The following is a 15,402-nucleotide window of genomic DNA, read 5'->3' on the forward strand; positions in this document are numbered from 1 at the left end:
CGACCCGGGGCGAAGCTTTTGGCTTTTGGGCGGGCAGAACGCCCGCATTCGCCGCGGGGGCGCACCTCCTACAAAAGCAGCGCGGGTAGTGCTTTGGCATTTCTCCGCTGTTCGCACCAAAGCGCCCGCAGCACGTGCTGGGGCGCGTAGCGGTCGAATCTACTGCGCTTGGTTCGCCGCTTCGGCGGCCTGGATCAGGTCGGGACCGATTTGCGCTTCGAACTTCTTCCAGGCCGGACGCACAGCATCACGCCAGGCGTTGCGCTGCTCTTCGGTCAACACCAGGATCTCGCTCTTGCCGGTATCGATGATGTTCTGCTTAGCCTTCTCGTTCAGCGCCTCGGCCTGGCGATTCACCTCAGCCGTGACCTCTTCGATGATCTGTTCGAGCTCGGTCCGCACCGGTGCCGGCAAGCCATTCCAGAACTGCGTATTGGTGATGAGCAGGTAGTTACCGATGCCATGGTTGGACTCGGTCATGTACTTCTGCACTTCGTAATACTTCTGGCTATAGATGTTGGACCAGGGATTGTCCTGTGCATTGACCACGCCGGTTTGTAGACCCTGGTAGATTTCGGCGAACGACATCTTGCGCGGCACAGCGCGCAGTGCGGTGTACTGAGCGGCCTGCAAATCCGAAGGCTGCACGCGGAATTTCAGCCCGCGCGCATCGGCAGGCTCACGTAGCGGCTTGTTGGCGGTGAACTGACGCATGCCGTTGAGCCAGTAGGCCAACCCGGTGATGCCTTTGTCTTCCATGGACTTGAGCATCGCCTTGCCCTTGTCCGACTGCTGAAAGCGTTGCGCCGCCGCCACGTCATCGAAAAGGAACATCAGGTCGAACAGTTGCAGCTGTTTGGTGTACTGCTCCAGCTTCGACGGCGCGGGTGCGAGCAGCTGGACTTCGTTGAGCAACAGCGCTTCCATTTCCTTGCCGTCGCCGTAAAGCGAGGAGTTGGGATACACCTGTACCTCGACCTGGTCGGGAAGGCGCTCTTCGACCAGCTTCTTGAACATCAAGGCACCCTGCCCCTTGGGTGTACTGTCAGCGGTGATGTGTGAAAACTTGATCAGAATCGGATCGGCCGCCTGCGCCGCGAATACGCTGAACAAGGCCGAAGCGGCGAGCAGATGAGTGATACCACGGGTAAGTCGTGCCATGGAGAAGCTCCGTTTTGTAGTTGTGTGAGCCATGTAGCTGACCTGACTCTAGCCGGCGCCGTTTCTCGCTGATATTCATATTTGAGCAAGCAAGGCTTCGCAGTTGACGAAGACCTTGACGAAGCCATGCGGCGCGCAGCCTGTTTTCACCGACTGCCTTCGCGAGCGGTGAGGTGCTCCAGCAATTGTCGCGCCGTTACGGAGAGGCTTTCGAGATTGCGCACACCGATCTTCAGTTCGCGTCTTGCCCAGGGATCGGTCAGCGGGATGATGGCGACATCCAGCGCCGGCAAATAATTGCGCACCACCTGTTCAGGCAGCACGCCAATGCCCATACCCGTGTGAATCATCCGGCAGATCGCCTCGAAGCTACGCACCTGAATCCGCAGCCTTAAGGGCATGCCCATCTGTTGGGCCGACTGATGCAGCAACACATGCAAGGAGGCGTCTTGCTGCAAGCCGATGAAATCGAAACCGGCGGCATCGCGCAAGGCGATGCTCTTCAGCGTCGCCAAGGGGTGCTCCCGCGGAGTGACCAGCACAAGCGTATCCTCGCGATAACCGAACACTTGCAGGTCCTCGGCCGCCATGTGCCCCGCGAAGACGCCGATATCGGTCAAACCTTCCCGCAGGGCGCGAAGCGTATCGTTGCTGACACGCTCCTCCAGATCGATCTTCACTTCCGGATGCAGGCGCGCGAAGGCGCTCAGGTCTTCAGGCAAAAACTCGATCACCGCCGATGTGTTGGCATGAATGCGCACATGCCCCTTCACGCCTTGGCTGAACTCGCTGAGGTCGGCATCCATCTGCTGTAAGCCGTCGAGCAAATTGCGCGCATGATGGAGCAACGCATGACCGGCTGGCGTCAGTTCGACGCCTTTGGGTTGGCGATACAACAGACTGACGCCGAGCTGGTCTTCCAGGTCGCTGATACGCTTGCTGACAGCCGCGAGGGCCAGGTGCTCGCGCTCGGCGGCACGGGTCAAGCTGCGCTCATCAGCAACAGCAACGAAGAGGCGCAGGGTAACGAAATCGACACGCCGCATGGTTGACTCCCGTATTCGCAGCTGACGAAGCGACCACCATAAACCCGCGCGCCCAGAAAGGCATCCGCGAGTTGTCTTCGTGGTTGACGAAACCATCCTTGGTTATTCAGCAATTGTCCGCCGCGCGGCGCTCGGTCATCCTCCGTACATGAATCGACCTGGCACAGGTGTTGTGATGAACGAACAGAATGAAACCAGCTTGCCGTTGCAAGGCCTCAAGGTCATCGAGATGGGCCAGCTGATCGCCGGTCCCTTCGCCAGCAAGATGCTCGGCGAATTTGGCGCCGAGGTAATCAAGATCGAGCCGCCGCAGGTCGGTGACCCGCTACGCAAATGGCGCAAACTCAAGGACGGCACCTCGCTTTGGTGGCATGTGCAGTCACGCAACAAGCAGTCCGTGACGCTCGATCTGAAAGCCGCCGAAGGCCAGCAGATCGTCCGCCAGCTGGTCGCCGAAGCCGACGTGCTGGTGGAAAACTTTCGTCCTGGCACGCTCGAGGCCTGGGGCCTGGGCTGGGACGAACTGTCGAAGCTCAACCCGCGCCTGATCATGTTGCGCATCTCCGGCTACGGTCAAACCGGCCCTTATCGCGACCTACCCGGCTTCGGCGTGATCGGCGAGGCCATGGGCGGATTGCGCCACCTCTCCGGCTATCCGGGCCAACCACCGGTACGGGTGGGCGTGAGCATCGGGGACTCGCTGTCGTCACTGTATGGCGTCATTGGTGTCCTGTTGGCATTGCAAGAGCGCAACCGCAGCGGCAAGGGCCAGGAAATCGATGTCGCCCTGTATGAATCGGTTTTCGCCATGATGGAAAGCCTGGTGCCTGAGTACGACGCCTTCGGCTATGTGCGCGAGCCCGCCGGCAGCGCCCTCCCCGGCATCACCCCGTCCAATTCCTATCTGTGCAATGACGGCGCCTACGTCCTGATCGCCGGCAATGGCGACAGTATCTACAAGCGCTTGATGACCCTGATGGGGCGCCAGGATCTGGCCGAGGATTCACGTTTGGCACATAACGACGGCCGCTCTGAGCACGCCGAGCTGATCGACGCCGCGATCGGCGAGTGGACCGCACAGCACAGCCGCGACGAAGTGATCGAGGCATTGAAAGAAGCGCGCGTTCCGGCCGGCTATCCCTACACCGCGGCCGACATCGTCAAGGACCCGCATTACCTGGCGCGGCAGATGATCGAACAGGTAGAGACGTTCGCCGGGCCGCTCAAGGTCCCAGGCGTGCTACCCAAACTCAGCCGCACTCCCGGTCGCATCGGCACTGGCGGCCCCCAACTGGGCGAACACACCGAGGATGTACTGGCCGGCCTCGGCCTCACCGACGAGCAACGCCAAGGGCTGCGCGAAAGAGGAGTCATCTGAGCATTCCAGCCGCTGCGCACAACGCTTTTGGTTTTTTGTGGGAGCCCCAACCTCGGGGGCGAAGCTTTTAACTCTTCTGTGGGAGCCCCGACCCGGGGCGAAGCTTTTGTTTAAACGGGCAGTACGCCCGCATTCGGCGCGAGGTCGCGCCTCCTACAACAGCAGTGCGAGATGCTTTGGCTCTTCCATGAAACCGAAAACCTTGCAGCGAAGCTTCTGGCTCTTCTGTGGGAGCCCCGACCCGGGGCGAAGCTTTTGCTTAAACGGGCAGTACGCCCGCATTCGGCGCGAGGTCGCGCCTCCTACAACAGCAGTGCGAGTAATGCTTTGGCTCTTCCGTGGAACCGAAAACCTTGCAACGAAGCTTCTGGCTCTTCTGTGGGAGCCCCGACCTGGGGCGAAGCTTGTGCTTAAACGGGCAGTACGCTCGCATTCGGCGCGAGGTCGCGCCTCCTGCAGCAGCAGTGCAAGGAGTGACTTGGCCTCCCTATAGATGACCCGCACTGGAGCAAGTTTTCCGGCTTCCTGTGGGAGGCCCGACCCGGGACGAAGCTTTTGCATTTCCTGTGGAAGGCCCGCCCCCGGGACGAAGCTTTTGGCTCTTGGGTGGGTAGGAAACCCGCATTCACCGCGGGGCGCGCCTTCCACTGAAAAGCAGTAATGCGAGTGGGACCTTGGCTCTGTGGTGGGAACAGCTCTGGGCCTTTTCCATGTGGGAGGCCCGACCTCGGGGCGAAGCTTTTAGGCTTTTCGAACAACAACGCAGCGGCCGCCATCGAACGGAGATATCCATGACAAAACGCCTCTACATTCAAGACGTCGCGACCCGCGATGGCTTCCAAATCGAACCCAACTTCATCCCCACCGAGGACAAGATCGCCCTGATCGATCGCCTCTCCGAAACCGGGTTGGCAAAAATCGAAGTCACCTCCTTCACCTCACCCAAGGCCATTCCGAACCTGCGCGACGCTGAAGAGGTGATGCGCGGCATTCGTCGAGTACCAGATGTCGAATACACCGTACTGGTCCCCAACGTCAGGGGCTGCGAGCGCGCCCTCGCCTGCGAGGTAGACGAGATCAACCTAGTGATGTCCGCGAGCGACACCCATGGCATGGCCAACCTTCGGATGACGCCCGAGCAATCACTGGTGCAGTTCCGCGAGATCATCGAGGCGACTCGAGGCAGCGGCGTGTTCATCAACGCCTCGCTATCGACCACCTTCGGCTGCCCATTCGAAGGTGAAATTCCCGAACCACGCGTGTATGAACTGGTGCAACGCCTGTTGGATATTGGCGTTCAAGGCGTCACCCTTTGCGACACCACCGGCATGGCGGACCCGGCGCAGGTCGAGCGCATCTGCCGCGAAGCGGTGAGGCAATGGCCCGAGGCGGTGTTCACCGCGCACTTCCACAACACCCGGGGCATGGGCCTGGCCAATGCCCTGGCCGCACTGAACGCCGGCATCGACCGCTTCGACGCCTCCCTCGGTGGCCTCGGTGGTTGCCCGTACGCACCCGGCGCCAGCGGCAACATCTGCACCGAGGACCTGGTGCACATGTTCCAACGCATGGGCCTGAATACTGGCGTAGAGCTGGACCGACTGCTGCGCTGTGCCGCCAGCCTGCCCGAGCTGGTCGGGCATGAAGTGCCAGGTGCGGTGCTCAAAGCCGGTAAAGCCGACCGTCGCTATCCGAAGCCGAAATGGATGGACGAGCCAGACAAATAGGCCGATCGACGACGAAGTTGTAGCATATGCGTAAACGTATTAGGGCTTACGAATGAACAACCTCGATGTGCGCTGGCAGCAACGCCTGCATAACTTTAGTAGGGCTCTGCGGCAACTCGACGAAGCAATGGAACTGATGCAACAGCGCGACCTGTCGAAGCTGGAAAAACAGGGCGTTATCCAAGGCTTCGAATACTGCTACGAGCTTGGCTGGAACACCCTGAAGGATTTCCTCATCTGGCAAGGAATCGACGGCATCGTGGGCTCGCGTGACACCATCAGAGAAGCGTTTAGCAAGGGACTGATCGAAGATGGCCACGCCTGGATGCACATGCTGACAGACCGTAACCGGACCTCCTACACGTATAACGAGGAAACGGCCGAAGCCATCTTGAGCAATATCCGAATGAAGCATCATTCGCTGCTAAAAGCGCTTGAGCGAACCATGCGCAGCCGAGCCGAGCCTACCCCATGAGTTTAGAAGATACGGGGCTCTCCCAAAGCGATGTCCAATCGATCCAAGAAGCGCTACGGCAGTTTCCCAACGTTAGCGAAGCGATCCTCTACGGCTCACGCGCAAAAACGAAACTACCGCCCTGGTTCGGATATCGATTTGACGCTCATCGGCGATGGACTCTCACACCAGGACCTACTCGATATCGAGTTGGCGATCGATGACCTGCTTCTGCCTTACAAGGTGGACCTGTCCCTGCATTACCAAATAGACAATTCCCAGCTGGTCGACCACATCGCCAGAGTCGGGAAAAAGTTCTATAAGGCAACGGATTAAAGCATCCCCTCGAACCAGCGCTTCGCCTGAGGGTTGCTGTTGGAACCTGTCCCGCAGCGAATGCAGACCAGCCCGCCAACAAACCAAAGCCTTGCCCGGAGGTCGTGCCTAAAGCCCGATCAGCCCACCGCTAGTCCACTGTAGGAGCCGCGCCCCCGCGGCGAATGCGCACCTCCTGCCCATCCAAGAACCAACAGCTTCGCCCCGAGGTCGGGGCCTCCCACAGAATCAAAAGCCCAAAAGCCCAAAAGCTGCTTTCTTTTGTAGGAGCCGCGCCCCCGCGGCGAATGCGCACCTCCTGCCCACCCAAGAACCAAAAGCTTCGCCCCGAGGTCGGGCCTCCCACAGAATCAAAAGCCCAAAAACTCAAAAGCCCAAAAGCCCAAAAGCCCAAAAGCCCAAAAGCCAAAGAAAACCGAAGCGCCCACCACCCGCAGTGACCAGCTTTTTTTGTGGGAGGCGCGCCCCCGCGGCGAATGCGGGCGGCAGCCCGCCAACCGAAACCACTACTCGGTCGGCCCTACCCTTCGCTGCTGGTAGATCAAATCGACGATCTCACCCTCAGGCACATACCCGCTCACCACCTCGCGTAGCAATACCCGAACCTGCGGGTAATCATCCTGCTCCACCGCCTTGAGCAGTTTGGCCAGCACACTGCGCAGCACATCCCAGGTGAAATACTCCTCATCGGCCCGCATGATCATGGGATGCTCGGTGGGGCTCACGTTGTCGCCGATAAGCAGCTCTTCGTACAGCTTTTCCCCCGGACGCAAGCCCGTGAACTCGACGGCAATGTCCCCGTGCGGGCACTTCTCCGAGCGCACGCTCAAGCCAGACAGGTGGATCAGCTTTTCGGCCAGTTCGGCAATGCGCACCGGCTGCCCCATATCCAGCACGAACACGTCACCGCCCTGCCCCATGGACCCAGCCTGAATAACAAGCTGCGCGGCCTCCGGGATGGTCATGAAGTAACGGGTGATCTTCGGATGGGTCACCGTAACCGGTCCACCGCTACGGATCTGCTGATAAAAGCGCGGAATGACCGACCCCGACGAACCCAGCACATTGCCGAACCGCACCATGGTAAAGCGCGTCTTGTTGACGTGATGCACCGCTCCATCCGCATCGAACAGCACCGGTGCCGTCTCGCGGCTCAGCGCCTGCAAGATCATCTCGGCCACCCGCTTGGTACTGCCCATCACGTTGGTGGGCCGCACCGCCTTATCGGTGGAGATCAGCACGAAGTTCGCCACACCCGCCTGCACCGCCGCCTGGGCCGTGTTCATGGTGCCCAGCACATTATTCAGCACACCTTCGGCAACGTTGTGCTCCACCATGGGCACATGCTTGTAGGCCGCCGCGTGGTAGATCGTCTCCACCTGCCAGGTGCGCATCACATCCAACAGACGATCCGGATTGCGAATCGACCCCAGGATAGGCACCAGCTTGATCGGCAGCGAAGCCCGCTCGATTGCCCGCTCCAGCTCGATGTGAATGCTGTAGAGGTTGAACTCGCTGTGCTCGAACAGCAGCAACGCTTTTGGCTTGTTCGAAAGGATTTGACGGCACAGCTCCGAGCCAATCGAACCGCCCGCGCCGGTCACCATGACCACCTTGCCACGAATGCACTTCTCGAACAGCGCCTGCTGCGGTGGCACGGCATCACGCCCGAGCAGATCCGCGATATCGACCTCCTGGATGTCCTCGACCTTCACCCGTCCACTGGCCAAATCCATGAAGCCCGGCACGCTGCGTACGTGCAGCGGATAATGCTCGAGCATCTCCAACACCTCACGCCGCCGGGCGCGCGAGGCTGACGGAATGGCCAGCAGAATCTCATCGGCCCCCGTCTCATCGATCATCTGCTGGATATGCCTGGGCGAATACACCCGCAGTCCAGCAATGCTCCGGTTGTAGAGGTTGGGGTCATCGTCGATGAACGCGACCGGCCGCATGCCTCGCCCCAGGCGCAACGCCGCTACCAATTGATTCCCCGCAGCGCCGGCCCCGTATACCGCTACCTTCGGCAAGCTCGCGTCACGGCCCCTGAACTTGGTCAGCGAATCCGGGGAGAACCAGTCCCCCATGAAATACTGGCGCATCAGCAGGCGCAACCCGCCGATCAGGAACAGGCTCAGCCACCAATAGTTGAACACCATCGAACGCGGAATGACCTTGGGTGCATCGGTGCGCCAGTACACCGCCAGGGAAAGCAGCAACGCCGAGAGCGTCACGGCCTTGGCGATCGCCATCAGCGCGTCATTACCGAAATAGCGCATCACGGCGCGGTACATGCCGAACCGGATAAAGAACGGAATGGCAATCAGCGGTGCTACTGCGAACAGCCAGGCATGGCCACCGAGCGGATCGACAAAATTAGCCTCACCAAGACGAACGAAAAACGCCAGCCAAAGCGCCGCCCAGACCAGTACCACGTCTGTCGATACTTGAATCAAACGCTTGTAGCGCCTGGGTAATCGCACCAGTCGCGCACGAAGTTTTTCAGCCAATCTCAACACAAAGCTACCCTTCCCAGAGCCAGAATACCGGCCGCTTCGGCTATGCAGTCCATTTATTCATTCAACTGACCCAACGCTAGACAACACAGGTTAGAAAACAGCCGACGTTAGCGTTTCACAACCCGGTCCCCCGCGCCCTTGCCCGCTACGGTCATAAAGATGTATTTGAAGTAATCGAGCAGCGTCAGGCTACGTATCATCTTCTGATCCGTTTCGGCCAGCAAAGCCGGCGTGGACATATCGATTTCACTCACCTGCGCCAGCCCGGTAATCCCGGGGCGCACATCGAACACGCCACGCTTGGCACGCTCCTCAGTCAATTCTTCCTGGTTGAACAACCCTGGCCGCGGCCCTACCAGGCTCATATCGCCCTTCAGCACATTCCATAACTGGGGCAACTCATCCAGTTTGGTCTTGCGCAGAAAATGACCAAACCGAGTGATGGACGCACTGCTAGCCAGATGCGTTGCAACCGATGCCGTATCCACCCTCATGGTGCGGAACTTGACCAGCGTAAACGGCTTTTGATGGCGACCGACACGCACTTGGCGAAAGATTGGCGCGCCCGTATCGAACAGCCCGATGAGCGTCAGCACAAGTAACACCGGGAAGCCAACCACCAGGCCCAGCAGCGAAAATACAAAATCGAAAAATCGAATCACGGGCTCACCCGGTAATAGATCAATTGGATCGCTCGAAGCAACGCCTGAGCCCTTCTTGCACCGTATAAGGCGGTTTCCAGTCCAGCAGCTCGCAGGTCTTGCTGATATCCACCTGCAACGAACCGAGCAGCCGTTGAGCCATCGCTTTTTTGCCCAGCAAGGTAGCACCAAGCTGGAGCATGCCAGCCGGTACTGAACTGGGTCGTGGGGGTTCACCATCGCCTGCCTCATGCCACGCAACAACTCGGTGGCGATAGCCCCGCCTCACCCCGCCAATGTGGTTAATGAGGAAACCGTTCGAACATTCCGTAACAGGCGAATGATTAGAAACGAACACAGTAGTCATGACCAATCCGTACCAGCGCCTCGTGGGTACTTTCCCTTGGCATCCAGCCCAGAACCCTCTGCACCTTAGTACTGTCGATTTGCAACGAGCCGAACAATTGATTGAAAAGCCGTTGACGCCCTAACAGTCTACAGGTTGCTCCGAGGGTCCTGACCGGAACGGGAAACAGCCGAGCGGGCCTCCCCATCCCATGGGCCAAGCTCGAAATAATCTCTCTGGTCGAAACATCGTCTCCATCCGCAGTCAGAAAAACTTCGCCTGCAGCGAGCGGATGTTCAGCACACCGCTCCAAAAGACTCACTAAATTGTGCAGGGAAACCACGCTGCGCTGATTACAGTCCTGACCAAAAGGCATCGGAACACCACGATCGACCAGCCTCAGCAATCGTGCAAAATTGCCAGGTGCATTACTGTCGATCACCATAGGAGGTCTAACAATAACCCACTCGATGCCCGCCTGCTCGCAGCAACTAATGAGTGCCTGCTCGGCCTCGTACTTAGATCTTGCATAATCAGTGCAGGGCTCAGGCACTGAATTCTCGGAAAACGGCCGACCGTCAGTGCGGTCGCCATTAACCCCTATAGAACTAACAAAGACAAAACGGCTAACTCCTGAGCGGGCTGCTGCCTGGATCAGCGCTACGGTGCCATTAACATTAACTTCGCGAAACGCCTCAAGAGGTGAGGTGACCCGCTCTTTAATGATATGTGCCCGGCCCGCTAGGTGAATCACACAGCTCACGTCAGCGCAGGCCAAATTTAGTCCTTTATCATCGCTCAGATCCGCCACAGCACATTCGACTTTATTGTGCGAACAACCCAAAGGGGAGCGGGTCATCGCACGAACAGAGCGTCGGTTGGTCGCTAGGTGCCCGACCAACGCCTTACCTATAAAACCGTTTGCCCCTGTAACGAGGATCTTCGACATTGGTGTTATGCCTTGCGTAGACCGCGGCCAACCGCATGATAAAGAAGCCCGGCAGCCGCCATCTCCTCAGGATCGAAAAGATTACGTCCGTCCACAATCACAGGGAAACGCAGCGTTTGCCGCAACCAGCCCAAGTCACATACCCGATAAGCCTTCCATTCCGTACAGATAACTAACGCATCTGCCCCCTCAAGTGCAGCTTCTCTGGATGCACAAAGCGTTAGATCGTCGCGAGCACCATAAATCCGCTCGCACTCCGCCATAGCCTGGGGATCGTGTGCCTGGATGAGCGCGCCAGCGGACCAGGCCGCCTCCATGAAGGTCCTGCTTGGTGCATCCCGCATATCGTCCGTGTTGGGCTTGAACGATAGCCCCCAGAGAGCAATTCGCTTTCCAGCCAGACTCCCCCCGAAAGCCTGCTGCAGCTTGGTGAACAGCATCTGCTTCTGCCTCTTATTAACCGACTCAACCGCTTCTAGCAGATCGGCCTGATAGCCAACCTCCTGCGCGGTACGGGCCAAGGCCTGGACGTCTTTCGGAAAGCAAGAACCGCCGTACCCGCAACCGGGATAGATGAAGTGGTAGCCGATTCGGGGGTCGGCGCCGATACCGAGACGAACCTGTTCAATATCCGCTTCAAGCAGATCAGCCAAATTAGCCATCTCGTTCATGAAGCTGATTTTGGTAGCCAGCATGGCATTAGCGGCATATTTAGTAAGCTCAGCCGAGCGCACGTCCATAAACATTAATTTGTCGTGATTACGGTTATAAGGGCCATAGCATAGCCGCATAGCATCACGCACTATGGGGGAATTGCTACCTATAACGATGCGCGAACCCTTTGTGAAATCCTCGATCGCCGCACCTTCCTTGAGAAACTCGGGATTAGAGCAGACCTCAAATTCCAGTTTTTTCCCACGCTCGGACAGCAGACTTGACACGCACTCCCTAACTTTATCAGCAGTCCCTACCGGCACCGTTGACTTATCAATTACGATTTTAGGTTCTGTCATGTAGCGGCCAATGGTACCAGCCACCTCCAAGACATATTTCAAGTCGGCTTTACCATCTTCATCTGGCGGCGTACCCACCGCTATGAATTGGAGATAGCCATGTTCCACCCCTAGAGCTGCGTCGGTGGAGAAGCTAAGACGGCCGGCCTTGCAATTGTTAAGAATCAGTTCTTCTAACCCAGGTTCATAGATGGGCACGACGCCTTTATTAAGGCCGTCGATCTTTTGTTGATCAATATCAATGCAGATCACCGAATGCCCAACATCAGCCAGACAAGCTCCCGTAACCAAACCAACGTAACCACTTCCAAAAACCGTTATTTTCATAGTTACGTCAGCCTGCTTTCTCTTCTTTTAGCAACTCATCGAAGTACCGGATGGTTTTCTCCAGCCCTTGATCTAGCATAATGGTTGGTTGCCAATTAAGTACTGTCTTAGCTTGGGCAATATCGGGCTGACGCTGCTGTGGATCATCTTGCGGCAGTGGCCGGAAAACTATACGTGAAGCGCTGCCTGTTAGTTCGAGAACGCGCTCGGCCAGTTGGCGCATGGTAAATTCGCCGGGGTTCCCCAAATTGATTGGACCAGTTACCTCATCGTCTGTGTTCATCAAGCGCACAAACCCTTCGATAAGATCATCGACATAGCAGAAACTGCGGGTCTGATGGCCTTCGCCATAAATGGTAAGATCTTCGCCCTTCAGCGCCTGAACGATGAAGTTACTAACGACACGCCCATCGTTGGGATGCATTCGTGGACCATAAGTATTGAAAATCCGCGCAATCTTTATCCGCAGTCCATGTTGACGGTGATAATCGGAGAAGAGCGTTTCGGCGCAACGCTTTCCTTCATCATAGCAAGAGCGAATACCGATTGGATTAACCCGCCCCCAATACCCTTCCGGCTGCGGATGTACCTCTGGATCGCCGTAAACTTCGCTCGTGGATGCTTGAAAAATTTTCGCCTTGGTACGCTTGGCCAATCCAAGTACGTTTATCGCGCCGTGGACATTGGTTTTAAGTGTCTGTACAGGATCAAACTGATAATGTATCGGCGATGCCGGGCAGGCCAAATTAAAAATTTCATCCACTTCAACGTATAGAGGAAACGTTACATCGTGACGAATTAGTTCAAAGTACGGATTGCCCATTAGATGAGCAATGTTACGTTTGGTTCCGGTATAGAAATTATCCACACACAGAACCTCATATCCGTCCGTGAGAAGACGCTCACATAAGTGGGATCCTAGAAATCCTGCACCACCTGTAACCATGACACGCTTCATAGACCTTTCCTCAATACCCGATAATAAAAGCCGCCCAACGCATGAGTGAGCGTGAAAAATGCTGCTTGAAGGCTTGTCACCCCCGGATATTCTTTATGAACCATATACATACGCTCAAGCATATACCTCTTAGAGCCAGAAATTTGGCCTTGAACTCTTCGGTAACAAAGCAGCGGGTATTTCAACTTTATACTCTCGCCCAGCGCCTCGTGCACTCTTAACCAACAGTGATAATCCTCCACTGCCTTGTAACGAATATCCTCATTAAATAGAAAACTCGACAAAACCTCTTTACGCGTCACGACGCTCGACGTAGGTATACGACCTTTGAACCGCTGTTTATTGAAAGTAATACGCTCACAAACAACCTCACCGGGCTCTGCGAATGTCAATGCAGCCTCGTCGGTAAAATCACGCATCTGTGTGCAGCTGAAACTGGCACCCGCCTGATACATAGCTTTGAGCTGCAGCTCGAGTTTGCGTGGATGCCAGATATCATCGGCGTCCAGGAGAGCGACCCACTCACCTTTTGCTTGTTTAATCCCGATATTTCGAGGCGCGGCAGGCGCTCCGTTGTTTTTCTCTAAGGGCAGCAAACAGATACGCGGATCCTGTTCGGCATAAGCTCTCACGACATCACGCGTGCCATCTTTTGAGCAGTCGTCAACAACGATCAACTCCCAATTTTGATAAGACTGCGCCAGAACCGACTCGATCGTACGGCCGATCAGATTCTGCGCATTGTAAGACGGCGTAATGATGCTCACCAATCCATGTTCATTTAAATCCACAACATGCCCCTTTTTCATTACACGCCTTTCGGGGAAAGATTCCTTACCCGATCAACTAGGCCATACGGAAACTTCCTAGATAGCCTGATCTCATCCGTATCGGCTCCGGTCCAAACAGACGACGCCATACCCACCAGAGCCTCACAATCCCCACTCATAAACGCACGAACATAGGTGTTCTCGAATTCCGGGCTGCCCGCAAACTGAGTATCATCTACCAAATCCGCACCGTTGGTAATCAAGCCTGCAAGCATCTGTGGATCTGCGCCTTCGTAAAACGCACATTCGGTAACCGCCTTTGAACGGATATAGTTTGTAAAAACGGGTTCACGGGCTGCTTTTGAATAGAAATAGCGAAGCGTCCTGCTTATTAACCTCGCCGGATCAATTTTGAGCACTTGATCGAGCTTGTTTTTATCAAAATCATCTATAGTTAGAACATCAGTTGCAGCGCCGGAATAGCTATAAGGCGACGGACCCAAACAGATCACCGGTTTGCCTAGGATTCCCGCTTCAAATACGGTATTGCTGCCGTTCAGCACTACCACATCCGCCAAGCGAATCAGGTCCTGAGTACTGACCTTGCTGGAACTTTCGATATAGGCAACACCGCGCGACTCGCACCACTGTCGATAATGCTCCTCACATAACTGAGCCGAGACCTGACCGAACTTCACGCTCCAGGAAGGATGAAATCTCACAAGAATGTCGGCATAGCCAAACCAGCCGTTATCCACCGCAATATCGATCGCATCCGTATTGTCAGTCCACTCGGTAGCCCAGTCGGGATGCCCCAGCAACTCATTCTTGCTGCTCGGGCATACCAAAACCCGGGGCCCGACTGATTGCCCAGGCCAAGCCTCTGTCTTCGCGGCGTTGATGTTGTATCTTTTCCACTCAAGTGGATTCCCACCCGTCAAGCGTTCCGCAGCCAGTTTCGCCGCGATGGCACACTGTTTCGCTGACAGCGGCTTCGCCGAATACTCCTGGTTGATCCTATGAATTTTTTCCAACGACGAGCAGTTGGCATTCCTGTTCAAGATCAAGCCATGCCCGAACAGAGGCCGCTCATGAGTCACGTACGGAATACCAGCTGTCCTGCAGGCTTCGATGGCTGCACGAGTCAAATCCATCCGTCCATTGAATGCAATGACCGCATCCAGCTGTCTGTGCTCGATCCATTTCAACGCGGCGTGGTAGAAATTTACTGAGTCTGGCAACAAGATTTTTTTCTTGTCCGCGACCAACTTGGATTGACGCTGCTCCCAAGATTCAACGCGAGTCAGCGTGTAAGCGCTAGATTCGACAAAAGCCTCGTGCTCTGGCCATACAGCGCTTTTATTCCAATATCGCCAAGCACTATCTGTATGGTCGAAGGTAAATGACCGTAGACCACCGACAATGCACTTTGCGCATTCGGAACGCCCCGTTCCCTTGAGTTCTCGGAGATAACAATGTCCGGCATTGGCATCGCAAACCAGAGCGGCCGTCTCCCAGCCAAGCAGTTTAGCCAACCTTTCTAAGTACTTAGTCTGATGGGCATGAGGACGATAAGGATAGACATTTACAAATCCGACTTTCAAGAAAACCTCTCAAACCAATAAACTAGGCAATACTAGTAGAGCCTGACAGCTCCGCGCCTAATAGCCCCTTCACCCATCTTAAGCAAATAACAAAAATGGGGCTTAAACAACTTAGCTCTTTCTAGGTATCTGGCCGCGACCCACGAAATCGCAAAAGAAAGGGAAACACCAAT

The 15,402-nt window shown here is 56.3% G+C and carries 13 protein-coding genes and 1 pseudogene; 4 read left to right on the forward strand and 10 right to left on the reverse strand.

Annotated elements, in window-relative coordinates:
- Positions 1–159: 159 nt before the first annotated feature.
- Both UF78_RS14575 and UF78_RS14580 read right to left on the reverse strand, forming a co-directional pair.
- On the reverse strand, positions 160–1,161 hold the full coding sequence (locus UF78_RS14575) for a TRAP transporter substrate-binding protein (protein ID WP_045162943.1): 1,002 nt from the start codon (positions 1,159–1,161) through the stop codon (positions 160–162).
- A 146-nt stretch (positions 1,162–1,307) separates the two neighbouring features.
- Positions 1,308–2,207 carry a LysR family transcriptional regulator gene (locus UF78_RS14580; RefSeq protein ID WP_045162944.1) on the reverse strand — a complete coding sequence of 300 codons (900 nt, stop codon included), beginning with the start codon at positions 2,205–2,207 and terminating at the stop codon, positions 1,308–1,310.
- A 175-nt stretch (positions 2,208–2,382) separates the two neighbouring features.
- On the opposite strand from UF78_RS14580, the gene UF78_RS14585 reads away from it, so the two are divergent.
- The 4 genes from UF78_RS14585 (at position 2,383) to UF78_RS23125 (ending at position 6,102) form a co-directional block, all read left to right on the forward strand.
- The gene (locus UF78_RS14585) at positions 2,383–3,585 is read left to right on the forward strand and encodes a CaiB/BaiF CoA transferase family protein (RefSeq protein ID WP_045162945.1); all 1,203 of its coding nucleotides are present in this window, start codon (positions 2,383–2,385) and stop codon (positions 3,583–3,585) included.
- Between the two features lie 791 nt (positions 3,586–4,376).
- Entirely contained in the window at positions 4,377–5,312 is a 936-nt protein-coding gene (locus UF78_RS14590) for a hydroxymethylglutaryl-CoA lyase (protein ID WP_045162946.1), read from the forward strand.
- A 52-nt stretch (positions 5,313–5,364) separates the two neighbouring features.
- On the forward strand, positions 5,365–5,787 hold the full coding sequence (locus UF78_RS14595) for a nucleotidyltransferase substrate binding protein (RefSeq protein ID WP_045162947.1): 423 nt from the start codon (positions 5,365–5,367) through the stop codon (positions 5,785–5,787).
- Between the two features lie 138 nt (positions 5,788–5,925).
- On the forward strand, positions 5,926–6,102 hold the full coding sequence (locus tag UF78_RS23125; RefSeq protein WP_230623655.1) for a DNA polymerase subunit beta: 177 nt from the start codon (positions 5,926–5,928) through the stop codon (positions 6,100–6,102).
- A 506-nt stretch (positions 6,103–6,608) separates the two neighbouring features.
- Here UF78_RS23125 and UF78_RS14605 read toward each other — a convergent pair.
- The 8 genes and pseudogenes from UF78_RS14605 to UF78_RS14640 form a co-directional block, all read right to left on the reverse strand.
- Positions 6,609–8,612: a polysaccharide biosynthesis protein gene (locus UF78_RS14605; protein WP_155397654.1), complete on the reverse strand. Its 2,004-nt coding sequence runs from the start codon at positions 8,610–8,612 to the stop codon at positions 6,609–6,611.
- A gap of 116 nt (positions 8,613–8,728) precedes the next feature.
- Positions 8,729–9,283: a sugar transferase gene (locus UF78_RS14610; protein WP_045162949.1), complete on the reverse strand. Its 555-nt coding sequence runs from the start codon at positions 9,281–9,283 to the stop codon at positions 8,729–8,731.
- Between the two features lie 19 nt (positions 9,284–9,302).
- Positions 9,303–9,532, reverse strand: a pseudogene (locus UF78_RS22670) (hypothetical protein); the annotation flags it as partial.
- Between the two features lie 74 nt (positions 9,533–9,606).
- Positions 9,607–10,557, reverse strand: a complete 951-nt coding sequence (locus UF78_RS22675) for an NAD-dependent epimerase/dehydratase family protein (protein ID WP_080890634.1) — start codon at positions 10,555–10,557, stop codon at positions 9,607–9,609.
- Positions 10,558–10,562: 5 nt separating this feature from the next.
- Positions 10,563–11,897 carry a UDP-glucose dehydrogenase family protein gene (locus UF78_RS14625; RefSeq protein WP_045162951.1) on the reverse strand — a complete coding sequence of 445 codons (1,335 nt, stop codon included), beginning with the start codon at positions 11,895–11,897 and terminating at the stop codon, positions 10,563–10,565.
- A gap of 7 nt (positions 11,898–11,904) precedes the next feature.
- On the reverse strand, positions 11,905–12,855 hold the full coding sequence (locus tag UF78_RS14630; RefSeq protein ID WP_045162952.1) for a UDP-glucuronic acid decarboxylase family protein: 951 nt from the start codon (positions 12,853–12,855) through the stop codon (positions 11,905–11,907).
- Positions 12,852–13,664, reverse strand: coding sequence for a glycosyltransferase family 2 protein (locus UF78_RS14635; RefSeq protein WP_045162953.1), 813 nt, complete (start codon positions 13,662–13,664; stop codon positions 12,852–12,854). The genes UF78_RS14630 and UF78_RS14635 overlap by 4 nt, the downstream gene beginning before the upstream one ends.
- Positions 13,664–15,229, reverse strand: a complete 1,566-nt coding sequence (locus UF78_RS14640; protein WP_155397655.1) for a hypothetical protein — start codon at positions 15,227–15,229, stop codon at positions 13,664–13,666. Before UF78_RS14640 ends, UF78_RS14635 begins: the two co-directional genes overlap by 1 nt.
- Positions 15,230–15,402: the final 173 nt, after the last annotated feature.

This window comes from Stutzerimonas stutzeri, from assembly GCF_000952685.1.
In the GTDB taxonomy this organism is placed as follows: domain Bacteria; phylum Pseudomonadota; class Gammaproteobacteria; order Pseudomonadales; family Pseudomonadaceae; genus Stutzerimonas; species Stutzerimonas stutzeri_E.

Bases quoted from the DNA above. Each gene is read 5' to 3' on its own strand.
- UF78_RS14580 (WP_045162944.1), bottom strand. From the start codon at position 2,207: ATGCGGCGTGTCGATTTCGTTACCCTGCGCCTCTTCGTTGCTGTTGCT.
- UF78_RS14575 (WP_045162943.1), bottom strand. From the start codon at position 1,161: ATGGCACGACTTACCCGTGGTATCACTCATCTGCTCGCCGCTTCGGCC.
- UF78_RS14590 (WP_045162946.1), top strand. From the start codon at position 4,377: ATGACAAAACGCCTCTACATTCAAGACGTCGCGACCCGCGATGGCTTC.
- UF78_RS14585 (WP_045162945.1), top strand. From the start codon at position 2,383: ATGAACGAACAGAATGAAACCAGCTTGCCGTTGCAAGGCCTCAAGGTC.
- UF78_RS14635 (WP_045162953.1), bottom strand. From the start codon at position 13,664: ATGAAAAAGGGGCATGTTGTGGATTTAAATGAACATGGATTGGTGAGC.
- UF78_RS14595 (WP_045162947.1), top strand. From the start codon at position 5,365: ATGAACAACCTCGATGTGCGCTGGCAGCAACGCCTGCATAACTTTAGT.
- UF78_RS22675 (WP_080890634.1), bottom strand. From the start codon at position 10,557: ATGTCGAAGATCCTCGTTACAGGGGCAAACGGTTTTATAGGTAAGGCG.
- UF78_RS14625 (WP_045162951.1), bottom strand. From the start codon at position 11,897: ATGAAAATAACGGTTTTTGGAAGTGGTTACGTTGGTTTGGTTACGGGA.
- UF78_RS14630 (WP_045162952.1), bottom strand. From the start codon at position 12,855: ATGAAGCGTGTCATGGTTACAGGTGGTGCAGGATTTCTAGGATCCCAC.